14 protein-coding genes and 1 pseudogene are annotated in these 14,367 nt (G+C 64.3%); 12 read left to right on the forward strand and 3 right to left on the reverse strand.

Annotated elements, in window-relative coordinates:
- Positions 1-215: 215 nt before the first annotated feature.
- Positions 216-1,622 carry a hypothetical protein gene (locus tag B5F33_RS04055; RefSeq protein ID WP_087410517.1) on the forward strand — a complete coding sequence of 469 codons (1,407 nt, stop codon included), beginning with the start codon at positions 216-218 and terminating at the stop codon, positions 1,620-1,622.
- Positions 1,623-1,743: 121 nt separating this feature from the next.
- The gene (locus tag B5F33_RS04060; protein WP_143757940.1) at positions 1,744-2,556 is read left to right on the forward strand and encodes a hypothetical protein; all 813 of its coding nucleotides are present in this window, start codon (positions 1,744-1,746) and stop codon (positions 2,554-2,556) included.
- A 218-nt stretch (positions 2,557-2,774) separates the two neighbouring features.
- Here B5F33_RS04060 and B5F33_RS04065 read toward each other — a convergent pair whose 3' ends face one another.
- Complete coding sequence (locus B5F33_RS04065) at positions 2,775-2,957, reverse strand: hypothetical protein (protein WP_087410519.1); 183 nt, start codon at positions 2,955-2,957, stop codon at positions 2,775-2,777.
- Between the two features lie 485 nt (positions 2,958-3,442).
- Between B5F33_RS04065 and B5F33_RS11070 the strand changes: the two are divergent.
- A pseudogene (locus B5F33_RS11070) lies at positions 3,443-3,715 on the forward strand (Fic family protein); the annotation flags it as partial.
- A gap of 459 nt (positions 3,716-4,174) precedes the next feature.
- Here the strand turns inward: B5F33_RS11070 and B5F33_RS04075 are convergent.
- The gene (locus B5F33_RS04075; RefSeq protein WP_087410520.1) at positions 4,175-4,810 is read right to left on the reverse strand and encodes a YetF domain-containing protein; all 636 of its coding nucleotides are present in this window, start codon (positions 4,808-4,810) and stop codon (positions 4,175-4,177) included.
- A gap of 267 nt (positions 4,811-5,077) precedes the next feature.
- On the opposite strand from B5F33_RS04075, the gene B5F33_RS04080 reads away from it, so the two are divergent.
- The 9 genes from B5F33_RS04080 to B5F33_RS04125 all read left to right on the forward strand — a co-directional run bounded on the left by B5F33_RS04080 (position 5,078) and on the right by B5F33_RS04125 (position 13,393).
- Complete coding sequence (locus B5F33_RS04080) at positions 5,078-5,776, forward strand: response regulator transcription factor (RefSeq protein ID WP_087410521.1); 699 nt, start codon at positions 5,078-5,080, stop codon at positions 5,774-5,776.
- Positions 5,754-7,127 (forward strand): HAMP domain-containing sensor histidine kinase, encoded by a 1,374-nt coding sequence (locus B5F33_RS04085; protein ID WP_087410522.1) that lies wholly within the window; start codon positions 5,754-5,756, stop codon positions 7,125-7,127. Before B5F33_RS04080 ends, B5F33_RS04085 begins: the two co-directional genes overlap by 23 nt.
- A gap of 90 nt (positions 7,128-7,217) precedes the next feature.
- Positions 7,218-8,687, forward strand: a complete 1,470-nt coding sequence (locus B5F33_RS04090; protein WP_087410523.1) for an FtsX-like permease family protein — start codon at positions 7,218-7,220, stop codon at positions 8,685-8,687.
- A gap of 11 nt (positions 8,688-8,698) precedes the next feature.
- On the forward strand, positions 8,699-9,376 hold the full coding sequence (locus tag B5F33_RS04095; protein ID WP_087410524.1) for an ATP-binding cassette domain-containing protein: 678 nt from the start codon (positions 8,699-8,701) through the stop codon (positions 9,374-9,376).
- 824 nt (positions 9,377-10,200) lie between these two features.
- On the forward strand, positions 10,201-10,830 hold the full coding sequence (locus B5F33_RS04105; RefSeq protein ID WP_087410526.1) for a TetR/AcrR family transcriptional regulator: 630 nt from the start codon (positions 10,201-10,203) through the stop codon (positions 10,828-10,830).
- Positions 10,827-11,756 carry an ATP-binding cassette domain-containing protein gene (locus tag B5F33_RS04110; protein WP_087410527.1) on the forward strand — a complete coding sequence of 310 codons (930 nt, stop codon included), beginning with the start codon at positions 10,827-10,829 and terminating at the stop codon, positions 11,754-11,756. Before B5F33_RS04105 ends, B5F33_RS04110 begins: the two co-directional genes overlap by 4 nt.
- A 3-nt stretch (positions 11,757-11,759) precedes the next feature.
- On the forward strand, positions 11,760-12,557 hold the full coding sequence (locus B5F33_RS04115; protein ID WP_087410528.1) for an ABC transporter permease: 798 nt from the start codon (positions 11,760-11,762) through the stop codon (positions 12,555-12,557).
- A 283-nt stretch (positions 12,558-12,840) separates the two neighbouring features.
- The gene (locus tag B5F33_RS04120; RefSeq protein ID WP_087410529.1) at positions 12,841-13,086 is read left to right on the forward strand and encodes a type II toxin-antitoxin system RelB/DinJ family antitoxin; all 246 of its coding nucleotides are present in this window, start codon (positions 12,841-12,843) and stop codon (positions 13,084-13,086) included.
- Positions 13,076-13,393 (forward strand): type II toxin-antitoxin system PemK/MazF family toxin, encoded by a 318-nt coding sequence (locus tag B5F33_RS04125; protein WP_087410530.1) that lies wholly within the window; start codon positions 13,076-13,078, stop codon positions 13,391-13,393. The genes B5F33_RS04120 and B5F33_RS04125 overlap by 11 nt, the downstream gene beginning before the upstream one ends.
- Before the next feature lie 8 nt (positions 13,394-13,401).
- Here B5F33_RS04125 and B5F33_RS04130 read toward each other — a convergent pair whose 3' ends face one another.
- Entirely contained in the window at positions 13,402-13,872 is a 471-nt protein-coding gene (locus B5F33_RS04130) for an Abi family protein (protein ID WP_143757941.1), read from the reverse strand.
- Positions 13,873-14,367: the final 495 nt, after the last annotated feature.

Consider the following 14,367-nt stretch of genomic DNA (forward strand, 5'->3'; position numbering starts at 1 on the left):
TGGTGGTGTCGGTAGGTTGAAAAGACAAAGTGCATCTATCGAAATACTCGGAATTGTATTTCCGAATGCTCTCTTGAGCAAGTCGATGCATCAGAAGTCCCGGTATAGCCTTGCATTGAGCACGTTCATCGATAACGTTTGCGCATTGTTTGGATGAGCATTTGCCCGGCGCTGAGCGGGCACCGAAGCCCATATGACTCGGATTGGAGGATTGCATGGAATGGAAGCTCGTAGCGCCCGACGTTGATAGGCTTCTCAGATGCTTTGACAGAGGCTACAGAAACCCATCGCCCCAGACGAGCATTGTGCTCGGTGCGCTCGACCGGCTTTTCGAGGTGCTGGCCGATCTCGCACCGCTCGTGACCAACGATGAGGCAAAGTCCATCTGGCTCAAGGTTCCACGTGGGAGCCTGGATGATTTCGACAGCTATGAGGACTTACTTGAAGATGGGGAAGTACGTTCACGTTCTGAATACGTTGCGCTATGGGAGAGCGAGTATCCTGATGCCTATACCTGGTACGAACTTACAGTCGTAAAAAATGAGTATTGCCAAGCGGTAGCGGTCGGCAGGGTGTCCGTTGTCTGCGCCGACATCAAACAGAGTCCTGTTGAGTTCGATTGGTATGAAGAGTATCTGCTCGCGCTTCTCGAGCTGCTTGCTCAAGCTGCATGTGAAAGCATGGACGCATTAAGGAGTGGCGCGTACAACGCAGTCGTTTCAGGCGAACTGCCATATTTCCATCGTACCGGTATGGTTGCTCGGAGCGCCGTATGGGCAGCCAATCCAGAATCGAAGAAGGCAATCTTTGAGGGGATGGACGACTCTACCTTCAATGCATTTTGCAAGTATGCTGCGATGGGCGCCGAGGATGCGAGTGCCATCGGACGTCTGCCCTCTATGACGGGAAACGACTTTCTAGCTGCGTGTGCGCTCGGCTATGAGGCGTGTGGATACGACTTGTGCGGGAAGGATGGCAAGCGCTTGCCACTTGATGAGCTGTATCTGCGTTATGCGGATGGGCGTGATGAAGGCCTCACTGGCAAGGGAACGGGTCTCCATTCCGGGCCGGGCATCGATCTCTCGAGCCCTCGGGCATGGGAGGAATGGTACTTCGATCGAAAGCGGATGGGAGGTCATCCATGGGAGGTGTGTCGCGGCGGGAACTCCACACACGTGAGTCTGGCCGTATGTCACGATAGATCGGAAGCCGAGTTTTTACTTCATCTAGGGAGGCTTAGCGATGACGAGTTCCAGGAGATGAGAAGGTCATGGGGGTACTACTACGTCGTTGCGGGCAAAGCTTGGAACAGAGCAGTTGAGGCAGTTCACTTTTATGTTGCGCTCAAATGTGCAGGCTTGCCCGTTATTCTCTCGGACGCTTGCGCCATCCTCGCGCGTTTCAAGGGGGAAGACCTTATCGGTGTGGTTCCGCACGACGTCATCCCTGCAAATTGTGAGGGGCTGTTTCCCGAGCGCTTTGGGACGGTCCTTGATTTCATGCATGTATACGATGAGGATATAGCGAATTTCGGCGACAAGATCGAATGGCTACCAGAGCCAGAGGCGCGGCTCGCGAGCGGGGTCTTGGGATGGGCCTCGCCATCGTGCCTATGGAGTTGACCTTGGACCTGGGACGTCGTTTTCAGGCTCACGAGATACATTCCGAAGGGCGGATCAACGGGGCGCTGCGTGGGTGCCGTTGGATCATCTCTTTGTAACGATTAGGCAAGGAGGGGGTGGTTTGGCAATGTGCGGTATTGGCAACCTCAAGGTTCTTTGTTATTTGGCTGAAACATTGCAAGAGAGGATCCGTCGGTTTCCCGACGAGGAGGAGCTTCTCGCAGCAGTTCGTGCGGTTGGAATGTCCGATCCAATAGCTTTATCGGATATGCGTTCGGCTGCTATAGAGCGTCAATCTTGTTACGTTCTTGTGCCGGTGCTCTGGAATGCCGGCGATTTGAACGCCTATCGTAAGGCTGGATCCCATGGCGCTTCATTGTTCATGCTCGGCCAACGGCTTGTTCGGGACGCGATGGTGCAGTCGGAGCTCTTTCATAATGCCGGGAATCGGTTTATGGACTACCTTTCCTTATGGGCTCAAGAGCTCAATTGCCGTGGCGATGAGATGTATCGGCAGAATGCCCACGAGGATAAGAAGTTAACGCACGACATTGCTCGCTTCGTTGCTTCGCTCGAGTGTATGCATTCCATAGCCCATGAGAGCATGCGCGTCGAAGAGCTGCTCGGAACTCCTCTTCTGCAGAGTTCCGACAATCATGGAGACGTGGATTACATGGCTGTGATTTCCTTAGTTGCGTGTCTGGCGGATCTAAGGCTCAACGGGACGCTCATGAATCGTTTGAAAGCGGACATCGATTGCACGCCTGATATCGAAGAGGGGCCTGAGCAAGAGGTGGATCCAGAGAGGCTCGACGCCATCGAGTCGCCAGCGCTATGGCCTGATCAAATTGAGATAGAGGGACAACGATTTTATCCGGAGATCGAGGCTCAGGAGGTGGGTGCGGCTCTATACCTTGCAGAGCTGATTGCTTAGGACGAATGAGTGTCGGACGGTTGAAAAAGACGAGCAGCTTGAGCTGGGCCCGTTGTGCTCGGTGTAGATGGCTACTAGGTGATTTACGCGAGTCGCATGAACCCATCTGCTGAGTCACGCATAGAGCTCAGCATCCTCGTTCGCCCCTTTTTCGTTTCGAGAGACGAAAAAGGACGAAAGGGCCGGTCAATTGCCCCGACAAACCGGTCTGACCGCATCTATTGCCAGGGGCTGTCGAACTTGATGTCATATAGAGTGGTGAAGTTGGACCGGTCGCCTGCTACGTCCTCGGCGTCCGTTGTCGAGCGCAGGTGGGTGTAGCACACGCGCAGGACGAGGTCGGCGTAGTCATGCACGAGTCGCTCGGGATCGCGGTCGGGCGCGTGGCGTGTTCCAGGCATAGGCGGCCTCCTTCCTCGCTGCTCGCAGCGGTTTGCGGGATGCAGTTGCGTTCCCGTTCACCTATTACACACGGGCGAGGGCAGAATGTGACCATAAGGTTTGACCGGAGTTGCATGCATGGTGGAGAAAATCATTCGATGAGACGGCTACTTTGGACAAGCTGCACGCCAGATTGGACCTGATTCGGGGCTATCGATCGGTCGGGTTCTACCTGTTCTCGCGCTATCCGCTGTCAGAGGGGAGCCTAAAGAAGATGAGTGTCGATGGCGTCGATCATTCGCTGACGCTCGCAGACCTCTACGAACCAACCAGATAGCATGCTACTCGTTTGCAGAAGAGGCCGAACCGCTTCAAGGTATCTTCGCCAATGCTGAAAATCTTCGCCAAATATGATGCATATGGCGAAGATAAAAACAGGATGACGGGGACAATATGGCGCAATCCGAGTACGGAGATATGTATGAAACGCTGATGACTTCTGGGGTTGTACCGCTTCTCGGGAGATGCCCATGCCGGCAGATGGAAGGATTCCGACAATATGATCGCCGAACGCACGGCGGAAGGCGAACTGGTCGCTCGGTTCATTCCCACCTCGGCCGCCGGGACCCCTGCCGCCGTCGAAAAGATTTGCGCCGAGTATTCAAAGCAGATTTGCGCCGGGATTTATGACCCTCTGCTCGTATCGCTCGTCTTTGTCTTCGACTTCGTAAGCATCCATCCCTTCAACGACGGAAACGGCCGCATGAGCAGGCTGCTTACGCTGCTACTCATGTATCGAAGCGGGTACGACGTGGGGAAGTACATATCGATAGAGAGGGAGATCGAGGGCTCGAAAGAGACGTATTACGAAGCGTTGGCAGCAAGCTCCACGGGCTGGCAGGATGGCGAAAACGATTACGTTCCCTTCGTCACATACATGCTTGGCGTAGTAGCGGCCTGCTACCAGGAACTCGACAGCAGATTCTCAACTGTGGCGATGCCCGCGGGGAACGAGGAGGCAATCAGGGCATTCTTCGACAGGCTGATTGGAACGGCGACGAAGCGCGAGATTATGGACGCGAATCCCGGTATGAGCCAGCGCACGCTGGAACGAATCCTTGCAAAGCTCCAAGCTGAAGGTATGGTCGAAAAGGTTGGCGCTGCAAGATCGACGGCATATCGGCGAAGAGTATATAAAGGCTTATGCCTGGTGATGACCAGGCTGCCCCCATGCCTGCTAGTACCGATACACCCACAGTTTGCCGTCGTGGTAGTCGGCGCAGAAGACCTGCGTGGGGTCGTCTATGCCGCGTGCCGCGAGCTCACCCATGAGCCACTCATCGTCCCTGCCCAGCGCGGCAAGCTGGTCGGGTATGATGCGCCCTTCCTCTATCACGACGATGGAGAGGAGTTCCTCACCGCGCTCCAAGATAGTGAGCTGGCCGTTCTGCTCGAACCAGACGCTCTTGAGGTCGTCGAAGTTGGCGATCTTGCGCGTGTTCATCTGGGCGAGAAAATCGCGGATCGAGAGACCCGAGCGCTTGAAGTTGTCGGGCAGGAAATGCCCATCACGCACCAGCTGGATGCGCTTGCCGTCGACGAGTTCCTTCACGCGCACGCTGCGCGCCTTGAGCAGACGGAGCCCCAGCAGAAACGCTGTCCACACGGCGAGGACGAAGACGAACGTTGCGAGCGAGGCTTTGGTGTTGAGCGTGAAGGTACCTATGAGGCCGCCGATGACCATGTTGCCTACCTGGTCGGTGACCGAAGTGGGAGCAAGCTGCGTTTTGCCCGAGAGCCGCACGTAGACCAGGATGATGATGAAGCCGGCGAGGAGCTTCAGCGCGATGTGTGCGTATTCGATAACTCCCATGCTCACCCTCCTGTCCTGCGGCCGATTGGCGTCATCGGTATGCAGTATGCAGCAAAAATGGTATAGCAAAACCTCATCAATAAACGCAAAGGACCTATAGGTTGGCTGTAGCTTCCTGGAGACGCCGCGCGGGTATAACCGACGCAGCAGTATGAAAGCGAGGGATTTCAGCAGAGCAAATCCGAGGCGCTGGCAGTTTGGGATAACCGAAAACTAACGCTCGCACGATAGAATCCGCTCTGGCGGATAAGGCAGAGAGGTGTTGCAATGGCCGAAAGGGTGCTCGTCGTCGAGGACGACCCGGACATGCTGGACGCGCTCGTGCAGCTGCTCGCGAGCGCGGGCCTCGAGGCGCGGGGCGCCGCGGACGGGCTCGCCGGGCTCCGGGCGTTCCAGGCGGCGCTCCGGGCGGAGCCCTTCGACCTGGTGCTACTCGACGTGATGATGCCCAGGATCGACGGGTTTACGCTCTGCGAGGCGATCCGCGCCGCCTCCGACGTCCCCGTCATGGTCCTCACCGCGCTCGACGGGGAGGACGACCAGCTGCGGGCCTTCCGCCTGCTTGCGGACGACTTCGTGTCCAAGCCCTTCTCGCTGCCCGTGGTCCTGGAGCGCGCCCGCGCCCTGCTCAGGAGGGCGGCCCCGGGCCGGCCGGCGGCGGTAGGCGCCCTCGCGTGGCGCGACGTGGTCCTCGACCCCTCGGCGCGCGAGGCCTCGCGCGGCGGGGTCCCCGTCGAGCTCACCCGCACGGAGTTCGACGTGCTCGCCGCCCTCATGGCCCGGCCGGGCCGGGTGCTCTCCCGCGCCGAGCTCGCCTCGGCCGGCGGGCAGGCCGACCCCGCGGACCCCGCCGCCGGTGAGTCCGCCGTGAAGCTCCACGTCATGAACATCCGCCGCAAGCTCGGCGCGGACGTCGTCGAGACGGTGAGGGGGGTGGGCTACCGTGTTCCGCGCGATCGCCCGTAGCCTCTCCGCGAAGGTGTTCCTGCTCACGGCGGCCCTGCTCGCCGCCGGGTGCCTGGCCCTCTACGCCGCCGTGGCCCTCGCGCTGCCGGGCGGCTACCGCGCCCTCTCCGCCGCCCGCGCGGAGGAGGCCGCCGCGGCGCTCGCCGCCGAGCTCTCCGGCGCGGACGCGTCGGAGGCGGCGGGCATCGTCGAGCGCTTCGCCGCGGAGAACGGGGCGGCGGTGTCCCTCTCCGGGGAGCCGGGCGCCGCGGCCTCCGGCGACGGGGCGCCGGAGGGCTCCGCCTACACCGTCTCCGTCGCCGTCGAGCTCGCCGACGGGACGAGCGAGCTCCTCACGATCACCGACTCCTCGGGCGCGCTCGGGATCATCGCGGACGCGCTCCTCAGGCTCTTTCCCCCTGCCGCCGCCCTCATCCTCGCGGTCTCCGCCGCGGGCGCGTGGGTCTGCGCCCGCCTCGTGGCCCAGCCCGTCGTCGAGATCGCGGACGTCTCCGAGCGCCTGTCGCGCCTCGACATGACGTGGTCCTGCGACGAGGGGCGCACAGACGAGGTGGGCGTGCTCGCCAGGAGCCTCAACGCCATGGCGGCGCGGCTCGAGCGCACCATCTCGGACCTCACCGACGCCAACGGGCGCCTGCGCGCCGAGGCCGAGGAGGCTAGCGCCCGGGAGCGGGAGCGGCGCGACTTCCTCGCGGCCGCCTCGCACGAGCTCAAGACGCCGCTCGCCGCCGCGCGGGCGCAGGTGGAGGGCATGATGCTCGGCATCGGCGACTTCTCCGACCACGCCGCGCACCTGCCGCGCGCGCTCGCCGCCATCGACCGCATGGACGCGCTCGTGCGCGAGATGCTCGCCGCCGCCCGCGCGGACGAGCTGCCGCCCGAGGCGCCCGAGGCGGTCGACGTGCGCGCGCTCGCGGCATCGGCGGTGGCGTCGGCGCGCGGGCTCGCGGCGTCGCGGGGCGTGGAGCTCGCTCTCCTCGACTGCGGGCCGTGCCCGGTCCTCGCCGAGCGCTCGGCGCTTGAGATAGCCGTCTCCAACGCGGTCTCGAACGCCGCCCGCCACGCGCTGCCCGGAACGCGCGCGACTGTCTCGATCGAGGGCGGCGCCCTTCGGGTGGAGAACCGCTGCGAGCCCCTGCCCCCCGAGGCCGTCGCCCGGCTTTCGGAGCCGTTCTTCCGCCCCGACTCCTCCCGCTCGCGCGACGCGGGCGGCTCGGGGCTCGGGCTGCATCTCGCCGCGCGGGCCCTCGAGCGCCTGGGGGCCCGGCTCGCGCTCTCCTGCGAGGGCGGCGCCTTCGTCTTCGAGGCGGACCTCACCTGCCTCGCCGCGCCCGCGCGAACGGAAGACTAACCGAACGAGGACCGTCCGCGAACGGGTGCGCGCCACCATCGGTTACGTACGGGCGGCCTCGGCCGCCGAACCCGACGGAAAGGTGGCACCATGCCGTTTCCCAGACGCGCCCTCCTCTATCTCGTCCGAAAGAGGGGCAAGACCCTCACCCTCCTCGCGCTGCTCCTCGTGGTGGCGGTCCTCGCCCTCACGGGCTGGTCGATACGCGGCGCCGCCCAGACGGCGCAGCTGAACGTCCGGCAGGCGCTCGGGGGCACGTTCACCGTGGAGCCGGATAGCTCCAACGCCGCCAACTGGGGCAGCTCGAGCGTGGGCACGGGCTCGCAGGTCACGTTCCAGGGCGAGCCGCTCACGGCCGACTTCGTGCGCGAGGTCGTGGAGGGGGTGGACGGCGTGCGCGGCGGCTCGGGCAGCGTCTCCAACGTCCTCATCCCCGAGACGGAGGACGGGTCGGAGGCGCTCGAGCTCGTGGAGGGCGCCGACGGGGACTCGTCGCTGGCGGCGGGCTTCGCGGGCGACGACTTCGGGCGCACGGTGCAGTTCTTCGCCGTGAGCGACAGCTCCTTCGACTCCCACTTCGCCAACGGCTACCTCAGGCTCGTCGACGGCGAGCCCGTCACGGAGGGCTCCGGCGACGGCGTGCTCGTGAGCCGGGAGTTCGCCGAGAGGAACGGCCTCGCCGTGGGCGACGGGTTCAGCGTGCGCCGCGCGACCGTCCACGCCCAGATGGCGGGCATCGACGTGGAGGACACCCGCACGCAGGTGCGCGTCGCCGGCATCTTCGAGCCCACCGCCAAGTCCCAGGCCGACCTCGCGAGCTGGTCGATGGACAACGCCATCTTCGGCACCATCTCGACGCTCGACCACGCCCGCGAGGGCACCGCCGAGGCCGGCTACGACCGCGTGACCTTCCAGGTGGACGACCCCGCCGAGCTCGGCCGCATCGTCGGGGAGGTCGAGAACCTCGACGCGCTGGCGGGCAAGGGCTACCGCGTCTCCGCGGACACTTCCGACGTCGACGCGGTGAGCGCGCCGCTCGAGAACATGGACCGCCTCGTTACCGCGCTCGCGGCGGCGTCGGTGGCCGTGGGCGCCGTGGTCCTCTACCTCGTGCTCTCCGGGCGCGTGCGCGACCGCCTGCACGAGAGCGGCGTGCTGCTCTCGCTCGGCCTCACGCGCGCCTCGGTGGTGGGCCAGTACCTCTGCGAGGTGCTGCTCGTCGCGGCGGTCGCCTTCGCCCTCGCCGTGCCGGCGAGCTCGCTCGCGGCGCGCACGATGGGAGGCGCCCTTCTGGGCTCGGCGTCCGAGAGCGTCCAGACGGGCGGCGGCGACGGAGGGGTCAGCACCGCCGACGGCGTGTCCACCGTCTCGGGCGACCCCTTCGCGCCGACCTTCGAGGTCGACGGCGCCTCGTTCACCGACATCGAGGTCGAGGTGGGGCCGACGTCCGTCGCGGCGCTCTTCGGCGTGGGGCTCGCGGTCTCGGCCGCCGCGGTGCTGCTCGCGAGCCTGCCGCTCAGGCGCATGGGGCCCCGCGAGATCCTGTCAACGCTCAGCTAGGGAGGAAGACCATGGAGAAGCACCTCGACGCCGGGGCGGCGGCCCCTCGCCCCGCAGCCCTCGAGCTGAGGGACGTTACCTACGCCTACGCCTCGCGCCCGCGGCTCAAGATACTCGACGGCGCCAGCGCCTCGTTCGAGGAGGGGGTTATGTACGCGATCGTGGGCCCGTCGGGCTGCGGCAAGTCCACGCTGCTCTCGCTCCTGGGCGGACTCGACGTGCCCGTGTCCGGCGAGGTCGCGGCCGCCGGCGTCCCGCTCGGGAGGGTCGGGCTCGCTCGGCACCGCCGCGAGAACGTGGCCTTCGTGTTCCAGGGCTACAACCTCGTCGACTACCTGACGCCGGCGGAGAACGTGGCGCTCGCCACGCGCCTGCCCGCGCTGCCGCTCCTCGAGAAGGTGGGGATCTCCGCCGAGGACGCGCGGCGCAGCGTGCTCGCCCTCTCTGGCGGCCAGCAGCAGCGCGTGGCCATCGCGCGGGCGCTGGGCAGCGACGCGCGGGCGCTGCTGTGCGACGAGCCTACGGGGAGCCTCGACGAGGACACGGCGGAGGAGGTCGCGGGCCTGCTCGTGCGGGCCGCCCACGAGGAGGGCCGCTGCGTGGTCGCGGTCACGCACTCGCGCGACCTCGCCCGGCGCGCGGACCGGGTCTTCCGTCTCAAGCGCGGCAGGCTCGTCCGGGAGCGGTAGCGGCGGGCGGATGCCTGTTTGATGCGATTTCGCAGGCATCAGGCTTTGCCATGAGGTTTTCCTTGAGCGGCTCCCCCTTGTTCGTCAGGCAAGAGGGGCCGCTTTCATTCGGTCGAAGAGTCTCCCTGCGAATTACGCGGCAACTGGACGGTGGGTAAAGCCCCCCGCATTATCCGGGTGGCGGACATCCTCGACGCTCGTCGGGCAGGTCGAGCTCCATAAGATGCGAAGCGTGCCAAAGGGGCTTCGACGCGCCACGGTGCCAGCACGTAGTCCTCCGGTGGCCGGCCGTCGAGCACGAAGGCCCCTATCACGGACGTCGCGCCGTCTCCACGAAAACAGTCGCGACAGGAGGCGGCCCTCCCGTCAAACTCTCGGGCTACGAAGAGACTCTTCTCCTGCATCGCGGTTTTGAGGCCTTCGGATGTCGGATACGCACCGAATTCCCACCATATATCGTGGTCCGTCCCCCTCATCCCTTCGGCGACGTCTCGATAGAGCGCCTCGATGGCGGCAAGACAATCTTGCGCCGCCAGGCAGATATGCATGAAGCATCGGCTCCCATCAAGCGTGCCGTGCGGATGCGGGCATCGAGCGTCGAGCATACGCCGCTCGGCCCCTCTTCCGTCTCAACTCTGCGGTTAACGAGATGCGCCGCCAGGGGCTTGGGGAGATGCCAGACAGGTTGGCGACGGTCTGCCCGGTCGCAGGGCCTCTTTCCACTCTTTATTTTGCTTCCGCACGTTTTCGCAGCTTGCAGACCCTTCCATTCGCGAGTCAACGGCGTAGCCTTGTCACTGCCATCCAAAGGAAAGCGAGGTTCCATGTCAGACAGGTTCGGGAGGTTCGAGGACCTCCCCGAGGGGCGCAGGCGGGCGGTGGTGGACGCCGCCGCAGAGGTGTTCGGGGGCGAGGACTACGCTCGCGCCTCGACGGCGGACATAGCCAGCCGCGCCGGGGTCTCGAAGAGCCAGCTCTTCTTCTATTTCCACAACAAGCGCGAGCTCTACCTCTACGTCCTCGGCGCGCTCACGCGGCGCGTGGCGGAAGCGGTGGTCGACGAGCGCTGGTACGAAATCGACGACTTCTTCGAGCTCATGCGATACGCCGCCACGCGGAGGGCCGCTTTCGCAAGGCTCAGCCCGCGCGTCATGGGCTTCTTCGTCCGCGCGTTCTACCCCGGCCACCGCGACGTCTCAGGCGCGCTCGACGCCTTCATGACGGACTCCGTGCCCGCCATGGTGCAGGCGTACCTGGGGCACGTGCGCTGGGAGCGCTTCCGGGAGGGCGTGGACCCCATGCGCGTGGTGCGCATGCTCGTGTGGTGCGGCGACGGCTACCTGCACGAGCAGCTGCGCGGGGGCGGACGGCTCGACATGGAGGCCATGCTCTCCGAGTTCCTCGTCTGGCTGGACTGGCTCAAGCGGGCGACGTACCGGGAGGAGTACCTATGACGGGAGCGGCCAAGGCCCCGGCGATCAGCGTGCGCGGGCTCACGAAAGACTACGGGAGGGGCAGGGGCGTCTTCGGGGTCGACCTCGAGGTCGCCCCGGGCGAGGCCGTCGGCTTCCTCGGGCCCAACGGGGCGGGCAAGACGACGACCATGCGCCATCTCATGGGGTTCGTCCGCGCGCAGGCGGGGACCGTCGAGATCCTGGGGCACGATTGCTTCCGCGAGCGGCCGGCCGTTCAGGCGCGCCTGGGCTACCTTCCCGGGGAGAACTCCTGCATGGGGGAGATGGCCGCCGGCGCCTTTATCCGCCTCATGGGGGACGTGAGGGGGCTCTCCGATCGCTCGCGGGCTCGCGAGCTCTGTGAGTCGCTCGAGGTCGACCTCGGTGCGCGGATCGGCAGGATGTCCAAGGGCAACCGCCAGAAGGTGGCCATAGTGGTCGCGTTCATGGCACGGCCTGACGTGCTCCTGCTCGACGAGCCTACGAGCGGCCTCGACCCGCTCATGCAGGAGCGCTTCCTGGGGCTGGTCGCCGAGGAGCGGGCCCGGGGAACCGCCGTGCTGCTCTCCTCGCACATCTTCGAGGAGGTGGAGCGCGCCTGCGACCGCGTCGTCTTCGTCAGGGGCGGGCGCGTGGCCATGGAGTGCTCGATGGCCGACGTGAGGGCGCGCCGCGGGCGCACCTACGTCATCGGGTTCTCGAGCGCCGGGGAGCGGGAGCGATGGCAGCGCTTGTGGGGCTCTCCTGCGGAAGGGCGCGGCTCCGTGACGGAGCTCCGCGGCGTCGTGGACGCAGGCAGCCTCATCCGCAGCCTTGCGCCCTTCGAGGTCTCCTCGCTCGACGTTCGCGAGCAGACGCTCGAGGAGCTGTTCCTCGAGCTGTACGAGAGGGGCGGGAAAGGTCCCGCCCGGGAATCTGGGAGGTAGGCCATGGTCTGGCCGCTGTTCAAGCACGAGCTCAGGTCCTGTGCCGCGCCCGTTGCCGTCGTCGCGTGCGTCCTCGCGCTCTACGCCGGGGCGGTGGTCGGCATGTTCGATCCCGAGCTCGGGGAGTCGCTCGAGACCATGCGGGGGGCCATGCCCGAGCTGTTCGCCGCCTTCGGCATGGCGGACCAAGGCTCCACGCTGCTGGAGTTCCTCGTCAGCTACCTGTACGGCTTCCTGCTCGTCGTCTTCCCGCTCGCCCTTGCGGCCATGCTGACCGACCGGCTCATGGTGCGCCGCATCGAACAGGGAAGCATCTCCTACCTGCTGGCACAGCCCGTGGGGAGGGCGCGCCTCGCCACCTCGCAGCTCCTCGTCATGACGTCGTGCCTCATTGCCCTCATGGCCGTCATGGGTGCTGTCGAGTATGCCTGCGCGGAGGCCCTCTTCCCCGGGGAGCTTGCGGCTGCGGACCTCCTCGCCATCAACGTATCCACGCTCTGCCTCTGGTCCTTTCTCGCGGGCATTTGCTGGCTCTCCGCCTGTGCCTTGCCGGGCACCGCTGCCGCGCGCTGGGCGGGCGCGGCGATTTGCATCGCCTTCGTGCTCACCGAGATGGCCTCCGGCGTGGGCGAGGGGCTCGCGTGGCTCGGCGACGTCACTCCGCTGGCGCTGTTCGATCCGCTCGGCGTCGTCTCCGGCGAGGCGGGCGCGCTCGCGGGGTCGACGATTCTGGCACTTGCCGGCATCGCTCTCGCCTCGGTGGGCACCGCCGCGTTCTGCAGGCGCGACTTCAGCGTCTAGTTCGCCCATGGGAGGGGCCGCCCAACCGATCAATCCCTACGGGCGGTCCCTCTCGCATAGATTAGTTTCGAGGCGCATTTCGGAAGAGAATGGCTGCCAGGCATGCGCTCAGTGGGAGGGATACGGGCGATGATGGTGCCAAGTTGTGCGAGGGTTAGCACATCACGCCGATGGCTTGTGACAGCAGGTGGAATTATCCGAAGGCAGCTTCTAGGTTGTTGCATTACCTGTATGTGACTGGGTACATACATTAACAATATTCAACAAAAGGTTGGAGATTGTTATGAGTTGTCAGCTAGCGACACGCATCGATGATGTGGAAGCGGAGCGTTTTCGCGAAATCACACGTCGCCTGGGCACGACACCGGCAGATGCGATGCGAATCTTCGTATCCGCCTTTAATGCGCATCGCGGCTTCCCGTTTGATGTCCGGCTGGCGGAGCCGGCAGTCGAGGCGTTTTCCAGCGAGCAGGAGGCAGCAGAGTTTTCGGACCATCTCGCCATGAGGATGATGAGCGATGCGTGGTGAGATATGGACGATGCGAGATGATCTCTATGCGAGCAAAGCTCGCCCGGTGGTCATCGTTCAGAGCGATGAGATTGCTGGCTTCGACTCGGTCGTTCTCTGTCTTCTGACTACATACGACAATACGGATGCGGCAACTCGGGTGCGCGTAGAGCCGTCTGCCGAAAATGGCCTAGAGCGTACGAGTTTCGTTATGACCGAGAAGATTGCGTCGGTAAGCCGCAGTATGCTTGGCAAACGTATCGGCATACTTGAAGAAGTCTATATGAAGCAGGTGTCGCAATCATTGAAAGTGGTTCTTGGCTTGTAAGTGCGCAACTATTCAGAAGCGGGCTGGAAGTGCTTCTCGTTCCTGCTCATCGACACGCGGCTGGCGAGCACCCTGGCCTTCCTCTCGCGCTCGGATTCGAAGAAGGGCGCCGTGAGCTCGTAGGGGTCGCCCCCGCGTCCATGATCATCCTGTTGAACCTTTATGTAGTACTCGATGTCGAGTGTGAGGGAGAGGACTGTCTTGCGGAGGTGGTGGTCGAGCCTTGTGAGCTCGGCGAGGTAGGCGAAGTCAAGGTTGATGTAGGAGCCGAAGCGCTCCGAGCCGGGGTTGGTGTAGCGGGAGAAGCACTTCGCGGACGCCTTCACCTTGAAGAAGAAGTTGTTCTCCCGCAGGAACCGCTCGGCTTCCCGCTCGTCCATCAGCTCGAAACGGCCCCCTCGGTCCTTGAGGTGACGGACCTGCTGGACGTCGTCAATGAGCGGACATCCCCTTGTTGTCGCGGTGCCGGAATCTCCCATATCGGCTCAAAAAGAAAATGCGACTGAAGGTACAGGTACCCGCAGCCGCTAAAAGCCCTAGGGCTTTTCACAATGACTGAAGTATATCCGATCGGGGCGGACGGGGAAAGCGCATGGGAAGTGCTGGCCATCCATCAGAGGAGTTCCATACCCTCGACACAGAGGGGCCTGCGCGCACGACGATTACGCTGGCGCCGACGGGGGCGGGGCAGGCTCGCCCCTCACCTTTGGGACATGCCGAAGATGAGGGCGTCCTCGCGCTCCATGTCAGAGGGCTCCTCCTCGCCGCGCATGGCGGAGAGGTCCCGCGCGAGGAAGTTAGCGGTCCAGGCGAGCCCTCGTCGACCTCGCCGACGGACCGTATGCGCCTGAGCTTCCGGAACACGCGCCATCTCGTGGCTAAGGAAGTACTTGGTCGCGGGGAAAATCCACTCGTCGGGATCGAGGCCGAGCTTGAAGAGAAATGTCCTCGCGTGCTTGTATGATTACAGCAGA

It is taken from the genome of Collinsella sp. An2, assembly GCF_002160065.1.
Lineage (GTDB): Bacteria > Actinomycetota > Coriobacteriia > Coriobacteriales > Coriobacteriaceae > Limicola.